15 protein-coding genes and 1 riboswitch are annotated in these 17,824 nt (G+C 67.6%); of the genes, 5 read left to right on the forward strand and 10 right to left on the reverse strand.

All coding sequences use genetic code 11. The features are described from left to right. Positions 1 to 11: 11 nt before the first annotated feature. On the forward strand, positions 12 to 1,067 hold the full coding sequence (locus ACG0Z6_RS00085; RefSeq protein ID WP_394457670.1) for a phospholipase A: 1,056 nt from the start codon (positions 12 to 14) through the stop codon (positions 1,065 to 1,067). 50 nt (positions 1,068 to 1,117) lie between these two features. Here ACG0Z6_RS00085 and ACG0Z6_RS00090 read toward each other — a convergent pair whose 3' ends face one another. The 5 genes from ACG0Z6_RS00090 to ACG0Z6_RS00110 all read right to left on the reverse strand — a co-directional run bounded on the left by ACG0Z6_RS00090 (position 1,118) and on the right by ACG0Z6_RS00110 (position 5,775). Further along, positions 1,118 to 1,276: a hypothetical protein gene (locus ACG0Z6_RS00090; protein ID WP_394458820.1), complete on the reverse strand. Its 159-nt coding sequence runs from the start codon at positions 1,274 to 1,276 to the stop codon at positions 1,118 to 1,120. Positions 1,277 to 1,284: 8 nt separating this feature from the next. After that, entirely contained in the window at positions 1,285 to 3,471 is a 2,187-nt protein-coding gene (locus ACG0Z6_RS00095) for a TonB-dependent receptor (protein ID WP_394457672.1), read from the reverse strand. A gap of 130 nt (positions 3,472 to 3,601) precedes the next feature. Continuing rightward, a complete protein-coding gene (locus ACG0Z6_RS00100; RefSeq protein ID WP_394457673.1) occupies positions 3,602 to 3,973 on the reverse strand; it encodes a DUF2946 family protein in 372 nt (123 codons plus the stop codon). A gap of 45 nt (positions 3,974 to 4,018) precedes the next feature. Then, positions 4,019 to 4,612 carry a hypothetical protein gene (locus ACG0Z6_RS00105; RefSeq protein ID WP_394457675.1) on the reverse strand — a complete coding sequence of 198 codons (594 nt, stop codon included), beginning with the start codon at positions 4,610 to 4,612 and terminating at the stop codon, positions 4,019 to 4,021. A 215-nt stretch (positions 4,613 to 4,827) separates the two neighbouring features. After that, a complete protein-coding gene (locus ACG0Z6_RS00110) occupies positions 4,828 to 5,775 on the reverse strand; it encodes an XdhC family protein (RefSeq protein ID WP_394457677.1) in 948 nt (315 codons plus the stop codon). Between the two features lie 164 nt (positions 5,776 to 5,939). Between ACG0Z6_RS00110 and ACG0Z6_RS00115 the strand changes: the two genes are divergently transcribed. Both ACG0Z6_RS00115 and ACG0Z6_RS00120 read left to right on the forward strand, forming a co-directional pair. Next, positions 5,940 to 6,881 (forward strand): EamA family transporter, encoded by a 942-nt coding sequence (locus ACG0Z6_RS00115; protein ID WP_394457678.1) that lies wholly within the window; start codon positions 5,940 to 5,942, stop codon positions 6,879 to 6,881. Between the two features lie 371 nt (positions 6,882 to 7,252). Beyond that, positions 7,253 to 8,686: a hypothetical protein gene (locus ACG0Z6_RS00120; RefSeq protein ID WP_394457679.1), complete on the forward strand. Its 1,434-nt coding sequence runs from the start codon at positions 7,253 to 7,255 to the stop codon at positions 8,684 to 8,686. Positions 8,687 to 9,000: 314 nt separating this feature from the next. On the opposite strand, the gene ACG0Z6_RS00125 is transcribed toward ACG0Z6_RS00120, so the two are convergent. Both ACG0Z6_RS00125 and ACG0Z6_RS00130 read right to left on the reverse strand, forming a co-directional pair. Continuing rightward, the gene (locus tag ACG0Z6_RS00125; protein WP_394457680.1) at positions 9,001 to 9,492 is read right to left on the reverse strand and encodes a 6,7-dimethyl-8-ribityllumazine synthase; all 492 of its coding nucleotides are present in this window, start codon (positions 9,490 to 9,492) and stop codon (positions 9,001 to 9,003) included. 81 nt (positions 9,493 to 9,573) lie between these two features. Beyond that, a riboswitch (FMN riboswitch) is annotated at positions 9,574 to 9,732 on the reverse strand. Between the two features lie 54 nt (positions 9,733 to 9,786). Beyond that, positions 9,787 to 10,836 carry a M35 family metallo-endopeptidase gene (locus tag ACG0Z6_RS00130; RefSeq protein WP_394457681.1) on the reverse strand — a complete coding sequence of 350 codons (1,050 nt, stop codon included), beginning with the start codon at positions 10,834 to 10,836 and terminating at the stop codon, positions 9,787 to 9,789. Between the two features lie 244 nt (positions 10,837 to 11,080). Between ACG0Z6_RS00130 and ACG0Z6_RS00135 the strand changes: the two genes are divergently transcribed. Then, the gene (locus ACG0Z6_RS00135) at positions 11,081 to 12,703 is read left to right on the forward strand and encodes a S41 family peptidase (RefSeq protein WP_394457683.1); all 1,623 of its coding nucleotides are present in this window, start codon (positions 11,081 to 11,083) and stop codon (positions 12,701 to 12,703) included. Here the strand turns inward: ACG0Z6_RS00135 and ACG0Z6_RS00140 are convergent. Further along, positions 12,700 to 14,148: an aminotransferase-like domain-containing protein gene (locus ACG0Z6_RS00140; protein WP_394457685.1), complete on the reverse strand. Its 1,449-nt coding sequence runs from the start codon at positions 14,146 to 14,148 to the stop codon at positions 12,700 to 12,702. The two genes, ACG0Z6_RS00135 and ACG0Z6_RS00140, sit on opposite strands and share 4 nt — an antisense overlap. Positions 14,149 to 14,304: 156 nt before the next feature. Here ACG0Z6_RS00140 and ACG0Z6_RS00145 point away from each other — a divergent pair, with 156 nt between their 5' ends. Continuing rightward, complete coding sequence (locus ACG0Z6_RS00145; protein ID WP_394457686.1) at positions 14,305 to 14,604, forward strand: DUF2917 domain-containing protein; 300 nt, start codon at positions 14,305 to 14,307, stop codon at positions 14,602 to 14,604. Positions 14,605 to 14,655: 51 nt separating this feature from the next. On the opposite strand, the gene ACG0Z6_RS00150 is transcribed toward ACG0Z6_RS00145, so the two are convergent. Both ACG0Z6_RS00150 and ACG0Z6_RS00155 read right to left on the reverse strand, forming a co-directional pair. After that, positions 14,656 to 15,060, reverse strand: coding sequence for a hypothetical protein (locus ACG0Z6_RS00150; protein WP_394457688.1), 405 nt, complete (start codon positions 15,058 to 15,060; stop codon positions 14,656 to 14,658). Positions 15,061 to 15,103: 43 nt separating this feature from the next. Further along, on the reverse strand, positions 15,104 to 17,824 hold the full coding sequence (locus ACG0Z6_RS00155; protein ID WP_394457690.1) for a protein kinase domain-containing protein: 2,721 nt from the start codon (positions 17,822 to 17,824) through the stop codon (positions 15,104 to 15,106).

Genomic DNA, 17,824 nt, shown 5'->3' on the forward strand with positions numbered 1-17,824 from the left:
TGGACATCGCCATGACGCCACCGCCGCCTCTGCTTACCCCTTACCGGCTTGCCTTCAGCGCCCTGTCGCTGGTGTGCGCCACGGCGCAGGCTCAGGCGCTCACGCCCCGCGAGCTGGCGGACTGCCAGGCCATCCCGGCTGCGACCCAGCGCCTGGCCTGCTACGACGCCTTGGCCCAGGCTGCTGCACCGGCGATGCCTGTTGCATCGGCCCCTGCGGCCCGAGAAGCGGCGGCGGCGGCGTCATCCGCGCCGCCCAGCGTCCTGGATGAACGCTGGGAGCTCACCGAGGCGCTGCGCAAGCCCGCCTTCCTGCCCCAACCCTACCGGCCTGTCTACTTGCTGCCTTTGAGCCAGGTGACGCGGCTCAACCAGCGCCCGCGCTCACCCACGCCAGGGCGCCAGGTGGAGGAGGACTTGCAGCTCAAGCACCTCGAGTCGCAGTTCCAGCTCAGCCTCAAAGCCCGCTTGTGGAGTCAGGACGACGACGGCCCGCTGAGCCTGTGGGCGGCCTACACCCAGTCCTCGCGTTGGCAGGTTTACAACGAGGCCACCTCGCGGCCGTTTCGCGAGACCAACTACGAGCCGGAGCTGCTGGCCACGCTGCGCGCCAATGTGCCGCTGGCGGGTGGGCGGGTGCGCTTTCTGGGCCTGGCGCTGAACCACCAGTCCAATGGCCGATCGCTGCCGTTTTCGCGCAGCTGGAACCGCGTCATTGGTGACATCACGTGGGAGGGCGACAACTCCAGCCTGAGCCTGCGTCCCTGGGTGCGCTTGCGCGAAGCGCCAGATCAGGACGACAACCCCGACATCGCCGACTACATGGGCCGTGGCGAAGTGCAGTGGGTCCGCCGCTTTGGCGGCCATGTGCTGAGCCTGACTGCCCGCCACAGCCTGCACAGTGGCGAGCGCTCGCGCGGCTCGGCCCTGCTGGAGTGGTCGTTTGTGCTGGGTGGCGGGCTGCACGGCTACGCCCAGCTGTTTCGCGGCTGGGGCGACAACATGGTGGACTACAACGTCCGCCAGACCCGTCTGGGTCTGGGGGTGTCACTGGTGCAGTGGCGCTGAGGGCAAGTGGCTCTAGCCTGCGTTTGCAGCAGTTGCCCTTAGGCCGGGTGCTACCGAGCTGATGCGTTGGCCGTTACGCTGAGGGCGGGCAGGGCTTGAAGCTGTTCCTGCGGCGTGAGCCTGGGGTAGCCCACGTAGAGCATGACCATGCCCGAGACAAACCACAAGGCCATCACCAGGCACAGTGCAATGCCCAGCCAGCGTTTCATGGCTGGCCTCACCACTGCAAGTCCAGCACCGCGCTGATGCTGCGGGGCGCGCCCAAGTAGGGCAGGCTGGTGTTGAGGCTGGCGACGTAGCGCTGGTCGGTGAGGTTGTCCACGCGCACGCGCGCTTGCAGCGCGGGCGTGAGGCGCAGCGTGGCGCCCAGTCCAACCAGCTGGTAGGCCTCATCCCAGACGGTGTTGGCCGTGTTGGCCCAGCGTCGGCCCACATAGCGCCAGTCCAAGCTCAGGCCCAGGGCTGCATTGGCTTGCCAGCGCAGGGCCGCGCCGGCGACCACGGTGGGCACATTGGCCGGTGTGTGGCCCGCGCGCGAGACGACACTGCCCCCCACGGTTTCGGCAAATGCGTCATAGCGTGCCCGGGTGTGGGCCCAGTGGCCGCTGAGCAGCCAGGCGCTGCTGGCCTGCCAGCGTGCGCTGAGCTCCATGCCCTGGCTGCTTTGGGCTCCCACGGGGATGACCTTGGTGCGGTCATTCGGGTCGGTGATGGCCAGATTGCGGCGTGTGATGTCGTACACCGCCACGGTGGCGCTGCCTCGACCTTGGTCAAAGGTCCATTTGCTGCCCAGCTCGAACTGGCGGCCGCGCGTCAGGTCGAAATCGCGCAGTGAGCTGTAGCCTGCCGTGGCCAGCACGCCAGCGGGTGGATCGGCCGCCGTGCTGGCTTGGGCGTAGACCTGCCATTGTGCCGAGAGGTCTTTCACCAGGCCCAGCCGCCCTGTCAGCGGGTGATAGGCCGTGGTGAACAGCGCCGGGTTGGTGGCGGTGGTGAACAGCGCCGGGTTGGTGGCGGTGGCTGAGCGGTGGTTGCGTGCTTGCAGCGCAATACGGTCTTTGCGCAGCGCGCTCACCAGTGCCCAGCCCGCGCCCAGCTCGGTGCGGTTCTCGGCAAACAGCGCCACGGTGTGCAGCACATTGGTCGCACCGGGTGTGTAGCTGCGCGTGATACCGGGCGTTTGCAGAAAGTAGCTCGGCGCAGGCGTGTAGGGACTGGTCTGGTCAAACGGCCCGGCCACCGACAGTGGGAAGCGCGTCTGGCGGTTGTAGCTCCAATCCCAGCCCAGGGCAAAGTCTGAGCGGTGACGCCCCAGTTGCGTATGGTGTGTGAGCTCACCCCGACTACCCCACACCTGCTGGTCGTGGCGCTGCAGCAAGGCGTTGCTGCGTTCAACCACGCTGTTGTTGCGCTTGAAGGTGTAGGTCTCGACGTTGTCGTAGTCGCGCAGTGCGTCGTAGTGGTAGATCGTGTGCGTGGCGTGGGTGGCCATCGACAGCGGCAGCTCCAAGATGGATCGAGCCCAGCGCACGGTTTGCTCGTAGCGACCGTCCAGCACGTTGTAGTTCACACCGTAGGTGGCCGGGTCAAAGCGCAGTGCGCCGCTGACACCGCCTTGCGCGTCGCGCAGCATGGGCGTGCCCCAGTAGGGTTGGTCCACGCGCTCGTGCTGGTGCTCCAGTGCCAGCGTGTGGGTGGCCCCACTGGCCAGCGGGGCGCGCCACGAGGCGGCCAGCTGCGTGGCCTCGCGCTCGCGGCCCTGGGTCCACAGCGCGCCTTCGCTGCGGTTGAGCTCCACGCGCAGCACATGGGCCGATGCGCCCAGGCTGCGCTGCCAGCTCGCGGCGAGCTGGGTGCGCTCACCCAGGCCCAGTACCACACGGCTGATGGGGCCGCTGTCGTCGGCCACTTTGGTGATCACGTTGAGGGTGCCACCCACCGCACCGGCGCCGTTGAGAAAGCCTGAGGCACCACCCAGGGCTTCAAGCCGCTGCACGATCCAGCTGTCCACTGGGCGCGCGGCGATGGCGTCGTACTGCACGCTGATGCCGTTGTAGAGCTGTGACAGCGAGCCGGAGCCAAAGCCCCGGTAGAACACGCTGCCTGCCGAGCCTGGTGGGTCGGCAAACACCACGCCGGGCACGCCTTTGAGGATGTCCTGGGTGTTGAGTGCACCCATGGCCTCGATGTCCGCGCGCTCCAGCACGGTGAGGCTGGCCGGGGTCTGCATCAGGGTGAGGTTCAGGCGCGAGCTGCCCGCGGCGTGGCGTGTCAGCGGCGAGGTGGAAGCGCTGGCGTTGATCTGCACGGGCTCGAGATGCTGGGCCGAGGCGGTGTTTGCTGCAGCGGCGTGGGTGAGGCTGGCGGCGCACAGCGCCAGCCATAGGGTATGGGGACGGAACATGATGGTCAGTCAATCAACAGACGCGCAGGCGCGGCCGGGCCAAAGCGAGTGGCCGTGCCTGCAGAATGAAAGTGAAAGGGAAATTCGACGGTGTGAGCGCTGCCAGCCGTGCGGCGGCCGCGCCAAGCCCTCAGGCCAGAGGGGGCGCGCGGGCCTGCGCCGTGGCCCACGGTAGGCTCGGCAGGGCGGGCCTCACCCAGTGGCTCAAGGTCAAAGCTTGAGCTGCAGCCTGGGGCGGGCCAGAAGCTTGAGGTGGCGCGGCCCAGCTCTGCAAGGCATGTAGCAAGCAGCAGGCGGGGTCGGTGGGCTTGGCCTCAGCCGGTGCGGAGGTGTCGGTGCCTTCCAGCGCCACCAAGCGTGCGCCCGTGGCGCTGCACACTTCCACCCACGAAATGCCCGGCGTGACCGGGCGAAGCAGGTGCGAGAGCGTGGGCCAAAGCGCCCACAGCACGATCGTCACCAGGACGGTCCAGGCAGTGGGGCGTTGAGAGGGCTGGCGCATCCAGCCCATTCTAGGTAGGGCGGCGTGTGCCGCCTTTGTCGCGGCTCAAGCCTGCGTTTGCAGCAGCTGCCCCTTGGCCGGTGGCATGTCGGTGCCGTTGAGTGCCCGGGCCAGGGCCTGGATGAACTCCTGCAGCGAGGGGGAGATGGGCACCATCAGCGTGTGCGGTGTGTCTGCCCCCGTCCATGACAGGCTTTGTTCCACCTGGGCATAGGCTCGCTTGAGGCCCTCGGGCGCTTGCTGTTGGCTGGCTTGGGTGGCCAGCGTGGAGAGTGCGCTGCCCAAATCACCCTGGCCGCTGACGGGGTCGGCGCCGCCTGGGCCGTCACCGGCCGGGGGCTGGGTGCCGCGCTGCACCTGCTGCAGGGCTTGGTAGAGCGCGTGTGTGAGTTCGTGCAACTGGCCGGGTATGGGGCTGCGATCGGGCGGCGCGCTGGGGGGGCTGGCCTGCGGGCGGGCATGCGGCTCTGCACGGCCGCCCAAGGCAACCAGCGCATCCTGTACGGCGCGGTGCAGCTGGGCGCGCGGCCGTGCTGGCACGGGCGCCGCCTGCGCGGGAGATTCGGTGGCGGGATGGGGCCCTGGGGCCGTCCAACCTGGTGATGCCACCGACAACTGAGAGGTGGGCAAGATATTCACGATGGGCTCCACTGCGAGCGCTGGTAACCGGTACGGCATGGCGCACCCTCGCAGTGGCACGCCCCGCCGACAACTCAACCGGCTTGATTGGGCTTCGGCAGCAGAGCGGGAGGTCTGAAGGGGGCTTCGGCACTTCCCGTCAGAATTTCACGGTCGCGGGCGACGATGTCATTAAGTTTTGGGACAAGCGACTTGAGCTGATCAATAGCGCATGGCTATGTGCTGACGCCGTAGCGCTTGGCCGTGAGCTCGGCCAGGATGGAGACGGCAATCTCCGGCGGCGTGCGCGCGCCTATGGCCAGGCCCACGGGGCCGTGCAGGCGGTCCAGCTCGGCGGGGCTGAGCCCGAAGTGCTCGGCCAGGCGCGCGCGGCGCTTGGCCTGGTTGGCACGCGAGCCCAGGGCGCCCACATAAAACGCCGGGCTGCGCAGGGCTTCGAGCAAGGCCAGGTCGTCGAGCTTGGGGTCGTGGGTGAGGGCCACCACGGCGGTGTGGGCGTCGGGGCGCAGCGCCAGCACGGCGTCGTCGGGCATGGTGTAGAGGCGTTGCACGCCGCTGGCCTGCCAGTCGTGCTCGGTGCGCGGGTCACACACCAGCACCTGGTAGTCCAGCGCCAGCGCCATGGGCGCCAGGTACTGGCTGAGCTGGCCCGCGCCAATGATGAGCAAGCGCCACTGCGGGCCGTGGTGGGTGATGAGCTGGGTGTCGCTGAGCTGCACGCGCTCGCGGCCCTCGGCATTGCTGTGCAGCTGCACGGCGCCGCTGGCCAGGTTGAGCTCGCGGCACACCATCTGCCCTTGTGCCAGCAGCGCCAGCAGCTCGGCCACGCGGGTGTGCGGGCCCAGGGGCTCGAGCAGCAGCTCCAGCGTGCCACCGCAGGGCAGGCCAAAGGCCTGGGCTTCCTGCGCGCCCACGCCGTAGCGCAGGTGCTGCGGCCGCTCCAGCTGCAAGCCGCCCTGGCGCATTTGCGCCACCAAGTCGTCCTCGATGCAGCCGCCCGACACCGAGCCCGCCAGCAGCCCGTCCTCGCGCAGCGCCATGAGCGCACCCACCGGGCGCGGCGCCGAGCCCCAGGTGCGCACCACGGTGGCCAGCAGCCCGCCAAACCCTTGTTCCAGCCAGCTCTGTGCCTGGCGCAGCACTTGCACGTCAACGTTGTCCATGCCTGCACGGTAGCAGCCGCGGCGCCGGGACCGCGCTGTGGTGCAAGAAGTTGGCCAAGCGGTGCTGCTTTGCCACATGCGTCGACACCTGTTGGTGCGGGGGCCGAGGCGCTGGCGCTGCGGTGGTACAAGCAGGCCCTCGGGTTCTGGCCACAAGGGGGGACATGAAGGCGTCAGGTTGGCTCTATGCCGCAGCCGCAGGCCTGCTGTGGGGCTTGGTGTTTGTCACCCCGCTGCTGCTGCCCGACTACCCGCCGCTGTGGCTCACCGCCGGGCGCTACCTGGCGTTTGGCCTGGTGGCCCTGCCGCTGGCGCTGCTGGATGTGCAGGCGCTGCGGCGCCTCACCCGTGCCGACTGGCTGCACGCCGTGGCCTTGAGCGCGGTGGGCAACTTCCTCTACTACCTGCTGCTGTCGGGCGCCATTCAGCACGCAGGCGGCGCGCTGCCCACCATGATCATCGGCACCCTGCCGCTGGCCATTGCCCTGAGCGCCAACTGGCGCAACGCCGCCCGCGACGGCCGCTACCGGCTGCGCCAGCTCGCCGCGCCGCTGGGCCTCATCGCCCTGGGTCTGGCGGCGGTGCACCACGCCGAATACGCCGCGCTGCGCCCCGAGCGCGTGGGCGCCTACGCCCTGGGCGCGCTGCTGGCCCTGGGCGCGGTGGCCTGCTGGACCTGGTACCCCCTGCGCAACGCCGACTGGCTGCGCCAGCACCCCGGGCGCTCGCCTCGCAGCTGGGCCAGCGCGCAGGGCCTCGTCACCCTGCCCATGGCTTTGTTGCTGCTGGTCGCCGCCCCCTGGCTGGCGCCGCTGCCCGGCCCCGGCGCGCTGGGCCCCCAGCCCTGGGCCTACGCCGGCCTCATGCTCGCCCTGGGCCTGCTGGCCTCCTGGCTCGGCACCCTGTGCTGGAACGCCGCCAGCCAGCGCCTGCCCACCGCCCTGGTGGGCCAGCTCATCGTGTTCGAAACCCTCGCTGCCTTGCTCTACGTGCTGCTGCTGCGCCAACACGGGCCCGCCCCCGGCGTGCTGCTGGGTGCAGCCGCGCTGCTGCTGGGCGTGGTGCTGGCGCTGCGGCAGCGGCCGCAAGCACCGGCCAAGCCCTGAGCCCCGGCGTCGGCCGTGTTGCCCGCGCAGTCCTTGCTTTCAGCGCTGGCAGCCCGGCTTGCAGCCGGGTGCTCGAACTCAAGGGCGAGCAAGTCCGTCCGCACAGCAGTCTGGGGTGCATCCCACCGATTGATCTTGCCCAGCGGCATCGCAGCAAAAACCTACCCTCACCGGCTGCAGGCAAAGAGATCGGGTAGGCTTCAACCCGGACTTCCGTCTCGTTGGTGCGGCGTGAGAGGGGGGCTCAGCAGGGCAGGTAGGAGCTGGCTACAAAGACGGTGATGGGGCAAGCGGAGAGCTTGTTGGTCAACTAGGCCTCTGAATGGAGCAAGGCAGCAACGGCGTAAGCGAACGCCCAGGGAGGAGATTGCGTGAATTCGAGAATCGAAAAAACACTTCTGCTTGTTCAGCAAGCTCAGAAGGCATGGGATGAACTGTATGCGCTGATGCGAGACAGCGGCCTCTTGATGGATAGGAGCTATGCGTCGTTGCAGCGGTCGAGCATCGACGAGTTGAACGAGCGCTTAGCAGCGACATTCTTGCTCGCGGACGGGCTCAGGAACATCGAAGACAGCGCGGTGACTCTGTTGGCCGCAAGGTTGCCCTCGATAGAAGGACCGCTGTCGCAGATTCATCAACATGCGGATGTTGCGCTTAGTCAGCTGCGCAGCTTCGCTGATGCGACCCTGAGTGACCCCTCGGGCAATCTGACAGTTCAGGTGATGCGAGGGGGTTCGGTCTACACGAACTGGTTTTTGGGTGGCAACCTAGACCCCATTGCGGCCCAGCAAACGGTTCTGCTTGACCAACTGACGCTTGGCCTCAGGTTTGGCCGGTACAAGGGTGTTGGTCTTTTCCAGGAGCGAGCACGCGAGCTTCAAACTATGGCTGCCGAACTGGCAAAGCTGCTCGAACAAAGCAGGTCGATAGTCACGGCGGTTCATGCATCCAGGGCGGCAGCGGACACCGTTTTACAACAAGCACAGAGTGACGTCGATGCCGTGCGGGTGAGCCGAGAACAGGTGAACTCCGCTGCATTGGAGTCGCAGCAGGCTCTGGAGGAGATTAGAGCCAAGCTAGCACGCGTCAGAGAGATTACCCAAGCATCTGACTCGTTGAGTACCCAGGTCGATGACTACGGTGCTTCTTTCGAGGCGTTCAAAGAGTCTCTCGACGCCCGCGTGGCTGCACATCAGAAATTTGCTGCGGATATGGTGGAGGCGACCGCGGCCAACAAGACGCGTGAGTCTGAAATTGACGCGCTGATTGGGAGGGCCGACACGATGATTCGTGGGGCAACCACGGCAGGGCTTTCGAACAGCCTTGACGAGGCACGGTGCGCGTATGAAGCGCGGCTAAAAACTACTGGGTGGTGGTTCCTTGGGTCTGTGGCGGTTCTGCTGCTTTGCCTGCTGCCGATCGCAGGGCAGTTGATTCCTGGGCCTTGGCAACTGTGGTTCCAGGCTCCAAGCGGAGGCAATTCGGACCCATGGCTTGCCACGCTTGGGAAGGTCATCTTGCTGCTACCGGCCACTTGGGCTACCGCGTTCTTTGCAGGCAACTATGCAGAACTTTTCCATCTGTCCCGTGAGTACGCACACAAGGCGGCGATGGCCAAGGCGGTAGATGGATTTAAGCGAGAGGCACCGGAGTACCGAGAAGAAATTGTGGCAGGGGTCTTCATGGAGATTCGCGACAACCCGGGCTCTCGTAAGAGCCCACCAGCAGCGACGCCTCAGAACCCAATTGCGCAGAAAATCCTCGAGAAACTACTGGAAGCAGTTCGAGCAAAGAAGGGGGAGTAGGAAAAGAGCGGAGCCCATCCCGCGGTCGGCTCCGCAGTTGGCTGTTTGCTTTTCGCTTTGACTCATCAAAGTGAATTCGGGGTCGGGCCTCAAATAGTTTGGCTCCACCCCACCAATCCGCCGCCTGTGCCGGCTCTAGGCGCAAGCGGCGCTCTGAACCGCACCTCCCGCCGTGAGCTGGGGCCGCGTGGTTCTGGGTTAAATCCAACGCGGCAGAGCATCTGCAAGGTGGCGCCGAACTGACCCCGAATATCCTTTGGTTTGTCAGAAAACACCCCCACTCCACCTCACGGTGGAGTGGGGGTGCCGACTGATCAGCTCGCCAAGCGCTGGAGGCTGCTGAGTGTTTGCAGGCAGGCTTGTGCGGCCTCACGGCCTTTCTTGACGAAGTGCTGTGCGAAGAACTGGCGGTGCTCGTCGTGCTCGTGGAAGTCGCGTGGGGTGAGCACCGCAGAGAAGACAGGGGTGTCGGTGTCCAGCTGCACGCGCATGAGGGCGTCGATGACGGCGGAGGCCACGAACTCGTGGCGGTAGATGCCGCCGTTGACCACTAGGGCGCAGGCAATGATCGCGTCGTATGCGCCAGACCGTGCCAGCCGCTGGGCGTGCAGCGGGATTTCAAAGGCGCCGGGCACCTCGAAGTGGTCCAGCCGCAAGGGCGGCGCGTTGCTTTGGTTGAGCTCGGCGCGTATGGCCGTGGTGGCGTTGGCGACGATGTCGCGATGCCAGCTCGCCGAGACGATGGCAATGCGGGGCCCAGTGGCGCTGCCGCTCTTGGTCGAGAACTGTGAGTGGGTCTGATTCATAGAAGCCTCGTGATGAGTGGGTCATGAATCAGGGCGCACGCAAACGCGGCGCGGGCACACGAAGGTGCCAACGCCGAGGCTACGCGGTCTCTTTCATCCGGACTGTGACCGTCGGCTCTGGCATCGCACCAGATCTGCTGACCCTGACGCAGGCAAGGGCTTGCATCAGGCGCTCGCGGGCTCCTGCAGTGGCCCGCAGATACCGCCGGTGGGGAATTTCGCCCCGCCCTGAGAACGCTGTCGGCCCGAGATGGACCGACGGCGGCATTCTAGGGGGGCACTACCCGCCTCACCTCACGGCAGTGGCGGGGTGTTTTCGGCCAGGTACTCGTGGTTGTCCGAGTTGTTCAGGGCCCGGGTGGGGTTGGAGATGGCCAGGGCGCGGGCGGCGGCTTGGCCGTAGGCCCAGTCGTTGGTGCCGGCCACGACGGTGAAGTGCATCATCTCGTGCACCAGGGTGCCGCCTTTGGAGTCGGTGCCGGTCATGGGGGCGGCCCAGAAGGCGTTGCAGAGGTAGATCTTGTAGGGCTGGCTGGGGTAGACGTAGGCGTAGTAGCTGTCGGTGCAGCTGCAGTCCAGGGTGAGGGGGCGGTTGCGGAAGGCTTCGAGTGCAGCTTCGTAGTGCTGGGTGGCGGTTTTGCGGTTGGCCACGCTGAAGGCGCCGAACCAGGTGATGTAGCGCTCGGTCGGGCTGCGTGTGCTGCCCAGGTGGTTGAGGGATTCGTTGGTGTAGTGGGTGGCGGCGGCGACGGCGTCGGTCAGCGTGGTTTGGCGCGCGGCGCTGCAGTTGCCGGTGAAGCTGATGCTGCCGCCTGTGGTGGCTTGGGGCAGGGGTGCGGGGGAGCGCACATAGCGGGCGCTGCGCCCTTGCAGCCACAGGGTCAGGGGGGCGGCGTCCACGCTGACTTTGGCGGCTGTGTGGCTGTCCAGGCCGATGTAGCGGATGTCGTAGCGGCCATCGCGGCTGAGGTCGTAGGTGCCGGTGAGCTCGACGTCATAGCTCAGCGTGGCGCCGGGCTCCAGGCGCACATAGTCTTTGTCTTGCGGTGGGGTGCGTTTGACCAGGGGGCCCAGGTAGTCCACAGGCTGGCCGTCGCGGGTGATGGCAAACAGCGGGCTGGGTAGTTTTTGCCCAGGCAGCTGCCAGGTCAGCAAGCGCATGGGTTGGCGCGTGGGGTTGTGCACGGTGAGGTGCACGGTGACGTCCACGTCGCCGGTGAGCACCGGCTGTGGGGCGCTGAGTTGGGTGTTGAGTGCATCTTGGCTTTGCGCCGAGGCACTGGCGGCCAGCAGCAGGCCAGCGCACAGCGTGGCCAGGTAGCGGCCTAGGGGAGTGAAGGTCATGGTGGGGCTCCTCGATGGTGGCGCCAGGTCCAGCCCTCGTGGGGCAGTGCTTGTGCCTGGTGCTCTCTTGAACATAGGCCACCGGGGCGGGAAAAACCACCTCACACGGGGGACGCGGGGTCGTGCGCAGTGCGCGCAATTCCCCCCAAAGAGGATGGGACAGAACAGGGGACAGGGTTGGTATAAACCGGCCACACACAGCCCCATAAGCGCTGCCAAAGCACCTGACCCCTAGAGGAGATGTATGAGATTGCCCATGGCGCGTGCCGCCGCTCCCTTCACCCGTGCAGGGGCTACGGCCTCGATGTTGATGGTCTTGGCCCTGGTGGCGGGCTGTGGCGGCGGCGGGAGTTCCGACTCGGGGCGCAGCCCCTTCCCGCCAGAGCTGGGCAGCGGCGGTTCCGCCGGGGGTGGTTCCGGGCAAGCGGCCTTGCCAGCGCGCAGCACGTTGGCGCAGCAGTGCTCGGCCAGCAATCTCGAAGCCAAGCCGGGCAGCAAGACCGGCAGCCTCAGCACCGAGAAGGCCTGGATACGTTCCTACTTCGACGAGATGTACCTCTGGCGCGAGCAGGTGCCGCAGCTCAATGCGGGGGACTCCCTCTACGGCGGCAGCGTGGTGCGCACGGCGCTGGAGAACTATTTCTACGATTTGCGCACCCCGCAGACCACGGCCACCGGTGCGCCGCGTGACCGCTTCAGCTTCATGATGCCCGAGCGGGAATGGGTGGCTTTGTCCGAGTCGGGCGTGAGCCTGAACTACGGCGCAGAGTGGGCGCTCACGGCCAAGAAGGCGCCGCGCGCTTTGCGTGTGGCCATGGTGGAGCCGGGCAGCCCGGCGGCCCAGGCCGGGCTGGTGCGTGGCGACCGCGTGCTGCAAGTGGGCGGCTTGAGCGTGGACACGGGTGACGCCAATGTGTGGTCGCAAATCAGCGACATGCTCTACCCCGACGGCCAGGCCCGGGCGGTGGATTTCACCGTGCAAAGCAGCGGCGGGGCCACGCGCACGGTGCGCATGACGGCGCAAAGCCAAGCCCTCACGCCTGTGCCCACCCAAGGTGTGCTCACCGCGCAAGACGGCGCACCCGTGGGCTACTTGCTCTTCAACGACCACAACCTGCCCGCCGAGGGCCAGCTCATCAGCACCATGCAGGGCTTTGCACGCCAGGGCGTGCGCGACTTGGTGCTGGACCTGCGCTACAACGGTGGCGGCTATGTCTTCATTGCCTCGCAGCTGGCCACCATGATTGCGGGCAGCGCCACCACGGGCAACCAGGTGTTTGACGAGCTGCGCTACAACAGCCGCCAAAGCGCCAAGAACGAGCGCACGCCCTTCTACAACACCTCTTGCTACTACTCAGGCGGGCGCTGCACGCGCGAGGAAACGCTGCCCCAGCTCAACCTGCGCCGCGTGTATGTGCTCACGCAGTCGGGCACGTGCTCGGCCAGCGAGGCCATCATCAACGGCCTGCGCGGCATTGGCGTGCAAGTGGTGCAAATTGGCGGCACCACCTGCGGCAAGCCCTATGGGTTCTCGGGCGATGAAAACTGCGGCTACCGCTACATGGCCATCGAATTCCAGGGTGTGAACGCCAAGGGCTTTGGAGACTATGCCGAAGGCTTCACCCCCGCCGCAGCGGACAACGGCCGCGAGGTGCTGGGCTGCGCCGTGGCCGACGACTTTGATCACGCTCTGGGCGACCCTGCCGAAGGCCAGCTGGCCGCTGCGCTGCACCACCGCGCTACCGGCAACTGCCCGCCCAACGCCAGCAAGCCCAGCGCCTGGCAAGGCGCGACCGGTGATGTTGGCGTGCGCTTTGAGCTCAAGCGCCCCTGGTGGCGCGAGCAGCGCTGGCAGGGCCGGCCTTAAGCGGCGGCGGCGCTGCGCTGCTGGGCGGCCCACAGGGCCTGGGCCAGGGCGCCCATGCGGCGCAGGGCCTGCAGCTGAGCGGGCCCCCAGGCGCCGCCCACACCCAGGCGCAGGCAGTGGCGGTAGCGTTCGTCGGTGGAGAACATCAGCCCCGGTGCAATGCAGATGTTCTCAGCCAGACAGTGCTCGAACAGCACGGCGCTGTCCACGCCCTGGGGCATCTCGACCCATAGGATGAAGCCTCCGGCCGGGTTGCTCACCCGCGTGCCGGGCGGAAAGCTCAGCGCCACCAGCTCGCGCGCCTGCGCCAGCCGCGTGCAGAGCGCAGCGCGCAACTGCCGCTGCTGCGCCAGCAGTCCGTTTTGCTGCAGCAGCTCCGCCAGCGCCAGTTCCAGCACCGGGGTTTGCCCACCGCTTTGCACCTCTTTGTGCCGCTGCAGCGTGGCGCACCAGCGCCCGGCCGCCACATAGCCCAGGCGCAGGCCCGGCGCCAGGGTTTTGCTGAAGGAGCCGCACATCAACACATGCCCGCTGGTGTCATAGGCCTTGATGGCACGGCGTTGCTCGTCGAGTTCGCACAGGTCGTTGTAGATCACGTCCTCCACCACCGCCACATCGTGGGCGCTGGCGAGCTGGGCGAGGCGGCGCCGCGCGGCCTGGGGCATGCAGCAGCCCAGCGGGTTGGACAGCGTGGGCGTGAGCACCACAGCGCGCACGGGCTGGGTGTGCAGCGCCAACTCCAGCGCCTCGACCGACAGACCGCTGCGCGGGTGCGTGGGGATGGACAGGGCGCGCAAGTGCAGGCTTTGCAGCAGCTCCAAAAAGCCAAAGTAGGTGGGCGACTCGATGGCCACCACATCGCCGGGGCGCGTCACGCTGCGCAGTGCCAGGGTGATGGCGTCCAGGCAGCCGTTGGTCATGACGATGTCGTCTGGCTGCAGCATGCAGCCCAAGCTCATGGCATGGCGGGCCACCGCTTGGCGCACCTGCATCTGGCCCGGTCCCAGCGGGTAGTGGCCCAGCAGGTGGCGCTGGCGCTGCACCACGCGTGTCAGCGTGCGCCGGGCGCGCTCCATGTCAAAGAGTTCTGGGCCCGGGCAGGCCGCGCCGAAGGAAATCACACCCGGCTCGCGCGAGGCATGCATGACCTGGCGGCCCAGGCGGTCGAGCTGGATGCGCCGCGCCATGGGGTCGGGCAAGCTGGGCCGGGGCTCGGGCAGCTGCAGCACGGTGGGGCGCACAAAGTACCCCGAGCGCGGCCGCGCCTGTACGCGCTGGGCGTCCTCCAGCCAGCGGTAGGCCTGTACCACCGTGGCTTGCGAGACGCCCTCTTGCTGCGCGAGCTGGCGCACCGAGGGCAGGCGACTGCCACGCGCCAGCACGCCGCTGTCCATGGCTGCGCACAGGCGCTGGGCCAGTTGCTGGTAGAGCGGAGAAGCGTCCATGCGCTTGATTGTGCGGGTGCTCGCGGCCTGCGGTGCAGTACAGATGCCACCCAAGCGGGCCAATACAGCCGCCGCTGCGGCGCCTTCTGTACTGCTTGGCTTGGCCCCCGGCTGTGGCTGGTGCGGGCGCGGTGCCCCGCCTAGGCTAGGGGCACCATGAAAGCACACACACTCTCGCTCTCAACCCCCGCCACTCGCCTGTGGTGGGCATGGCTGCGTGGGCCGGCGCACCCCACACCCAGCCCGGTGCTGGAGCTGGGGCCGCAGCAGCCCCTGCTGCGCTTGCGTCTGACCCACCCTGCGCGGCTGCGCGTGTTGCAGGGCCGTCTGTGGCTGACCTGTAGCGGTCAGATCGAGGACCACTGGCTGGCCCTGGACGACACCCTGCTGCTGCCTGCAGGCGCCGACCTGCTTCTCAGCGCTGAGCCCCAGGCCTTGCTGCTGCTGGGGCGCTGAGGCGCGCAAGAGCGCCACACGGCAGCAGCCTCTGGCGCGCGTTGGCGTGGATTACTGGCCTTCGTTGATGACCGTGGGGTCGTCGCTGGCGTAGAGCTGGGTGGTGGGACCTTGGCTGGAGAACAGCAAGATCACGCCTTGCTTGACGGTCTTTTCCTTGGGCATGGGAATGCGCACCGTGTTGCCCGTGGCCGGGGTCATGATGGGGTCGATGGCGGCGGTGTCCACACGGTCTGCCACGGACCCCACCATCAGCCACTGGTTGCTGACTTTGCTGGGGTTGGCTGCAGCGGCATAGGGCACCAGGACAAAGACCACTTCGCCTGCGTCTTTGGGGATGCGCAGCGGCTCCTGCACTTCTTGCGTGCAGGCGTAGTCGCTGTAGTAGTGACAGGCGGCCATGTCTGGGTTTTGTGGGGACGGGCCGGCTTGCACGTAGAAGGTGTTGCTGGACATTGAGATGGCTCCTTGAATTGAATTGTTGATAGACCACAGCGCGCTAAAGGCTCGCCATGGCGGGCGGCTGCTTGGGCCCAGGCCGCGAGGGCGTCTGGGTCAGGCAGTGCTGGGCACGCGCAGCCAGGAGCTGCAGCGGGGCGTGGTGGGTCAAGGCGTTTTGCAAGGGGGCGCGCAGCAGGCTTTGTTGCGCAGTGGCGCAGCGCTGTTGTTGCTGCGCGCTGCTGGGGCTGAGTTGTTCGGCCTGGAAGAGCGAGAGCTCCAGCCGCGCCATGTGCAGGCGCAGGTCTTGGGCGTTCTCGGCAGCGTCTTTGTTCAACAGCGCCAGCACCTCGCCGAGCTGGTGCTTGGCTTCGCTCAGTTGCCCGCGCGCCAACTGGGCTTGCGCCAACAGGCGGCTGATTTCGGCGCGCAGCACGTGCAGGCGCACCGAGGGGGCCTGCGGCTTGTCCAGGCGTTGCAGGCGTTGGGCGAGGGCTTGCATCGCCTCCAGCGAGGGCTTGCCGCGCTGCTGTGCGGTTTGGGCGCGCACCAGGCCCAGGCTCCAGGGGCGGCGTGTGGGGTCGAGCTGCTCCAGCGCGCTGAAGTCGGCCACGGCCTGTGCCAAATGCAGGCGCGCCGCAGCGTGCTGGCCGCTGCGCCATTCGGCGTCTCCCAGAACATAGGCGGCGTTGGCTTTGTGCTCCAGCCAGCCCCGGTCGGCAGGGTGGGCTTGGCGCAGCGCCTGAGCTTGACTGAGCGCTTGGCCCAGCACCTCCAGGGCCTGAGGGTGGCGCCCCAGCAGCAGCAAGGTGGAGCCCAGCCAGCTCAGCACATTGCTGTGCTCGGCTTGCAAGGTGGGGTCGTCGCGGCGCGCGGCGCGCGCCCGCGTGAGGCCTTGCAGCGCAGACTGAAACAGCGCCTCGGCCTGCAGCAGTCGGCCCTGCTCCAGGTTGAGGGAGGCCAGGTTGTTGTGGGCATAGGCCAGCTCCACCTGCGCGTCGAGGTCTTGCGGCGCAGCGTGCAGCCACTGCTGGCTGACGCTGCGGTAGCGCTGCCAGGCCTGCTCGGCTTCGTCAAAGCGGCGCTGGTGGTAGGCAATGTGGCCCAGCCAGAAGGCGGCGGTGCCCTGGGCTTTGCGCCAGCTCGCGGCAAAGTGGGCGGGTTGGCCTTGGCTGGGGGGCTCGTCTTGCAGCAGCTGGTGGGCTTGGGTGAGGGGTTCGCGCGCGGCATCGAGTTCGCGCCGTCCCGCCCGCACTTCGCCAATCACCGTGAGTGCTTTGGCGCGGTGCAGTCGCTCGGTGGGGCTGGGGTGGTCTTGAAGCGAGAGGTGCTGCAGAGCCTGGCTGCCCACTTGGTCCAGCAGCTCCAGCCGCCCGATGGGGCGCAGCCGCTCGGCAAAGTCCCCCAGCATATAGGCCAGCAGGGCGTCGGACTGGCGCTGGCGGCTCTGGGCGTGCTGCTCCGCGGTGGCGGCGCGCTGCGCTTGCCACAGGCTCACTCCAGTGAGCCCCAACAGTGCGAGCATGGCGGCGCTGCCTGCGGCCACGGCCAGGCGGTGGCGGCGCACAAAGCACTGCAGGGTGTAGAGCGCGCTGTCGGGGCGTGCACTGATGGGCTCGCGGGCCAGCCAGCGGCGCAGGTCGGCGCCCAGGGCCAGGGCATTGGGGTAGCGTGCTGCGGGGTCTTTTTTGAGGGCTTTGGCGGCAATGGTGTCCAGGTCGCCGCGCATCAGCACGGCTTGGCGCGCCAGCTGCCGGTTGTCGCAACGCCGCGCGGCATCGGACAAGCGCGAGGGCGGCGTGACCAGCACGGCGCGCAGCTGGTCCAAATCGCTTTGGGTGGCGTCGCCGGTGGGGTGGCGCCCACTGAGCAGGGCAAACATCAGCACGCCCAGGGCGTAGACATCGGTGGCCGTGGTGACGTCTTGCTGGCGCACTTGCTCGGGCGCGGCATACAGCAGCGTGAAGGCGTGCCCGGCCAGGCGAGTCAGCGCGGTAGGGGCGGCCGCGGGCTGGGTTTCGTCTTGCAACTTGGCAATGCCAAAGTCCAGCAGCTTGGCCTGCCCCTCGGGCGTGACCAGGATGTTGTTGGGCTTGATGTCGCGGTGCAGGATCAGGCGCTGCTGGGCATGGGCCACGGCGTCGATCACGTCCAGCAGCAGGCTCACGCGCTGGCGCACGTCCAGCTGGCGCGCTTGGCAGAAGGTGTCGATGGGCATGCCGTCCACATACTCCAGCACCAGGTAGGGCTGACCGCCCTGGGGCAGGACGTGTACACCCGCGTCGAGCAGGCGCGCAATATGGGGGTGGGTCAGACGCGCCAGGATGTGGCCCTCACGCTCGAAGCGTGCCCGCGCGCCGCGGCTGAAGCTGCCGAACTTCAAAAACTTGACGGCCACCTTGCCTTGAAAGCGGCCGTCGCTGCGCTTGGCCAGCCACACCGAGCCCATGCCGCCGCTGCCGAGTTCACGCTCCAGCGTGTAGGCCCCGACTTGCAGGCCGCTGAGGTCGCCCAGTTCGGTCAGGGCTTCGGCCAGGCGGGTTTGTTGCGCGGCGGGGCGCTCCATGAACGGTGCGCCCATCAATCGCGCGTCCAAGGCCAGCCATTGCTGCAGCATGGCCAAGTCTTGGGCATTCAGCGTGGCGCTGAGCTCGGCCAGGCGCGGCGCACGCGCGTCGGGCTCCAGGTCCAGCAGTTCGTCCAGCAGGGGGTTGAGTCGGAGCCATTGCTCGGGGCTGGGGCCTGCCGCCAGGGTGGGAGGGAAGTGGGCCTGTGTCGTCAT

Source organism: Roseateles rivi, assembly GCF_043555845.1.
In the GTDB taxonomy this organism is placed as follows: Bacteria; Pseudomonadota; Gammaproteobacteria; order Burkholderiales; family Burkholderiaceae_C; genus Roseateles; species Roseateles rivi.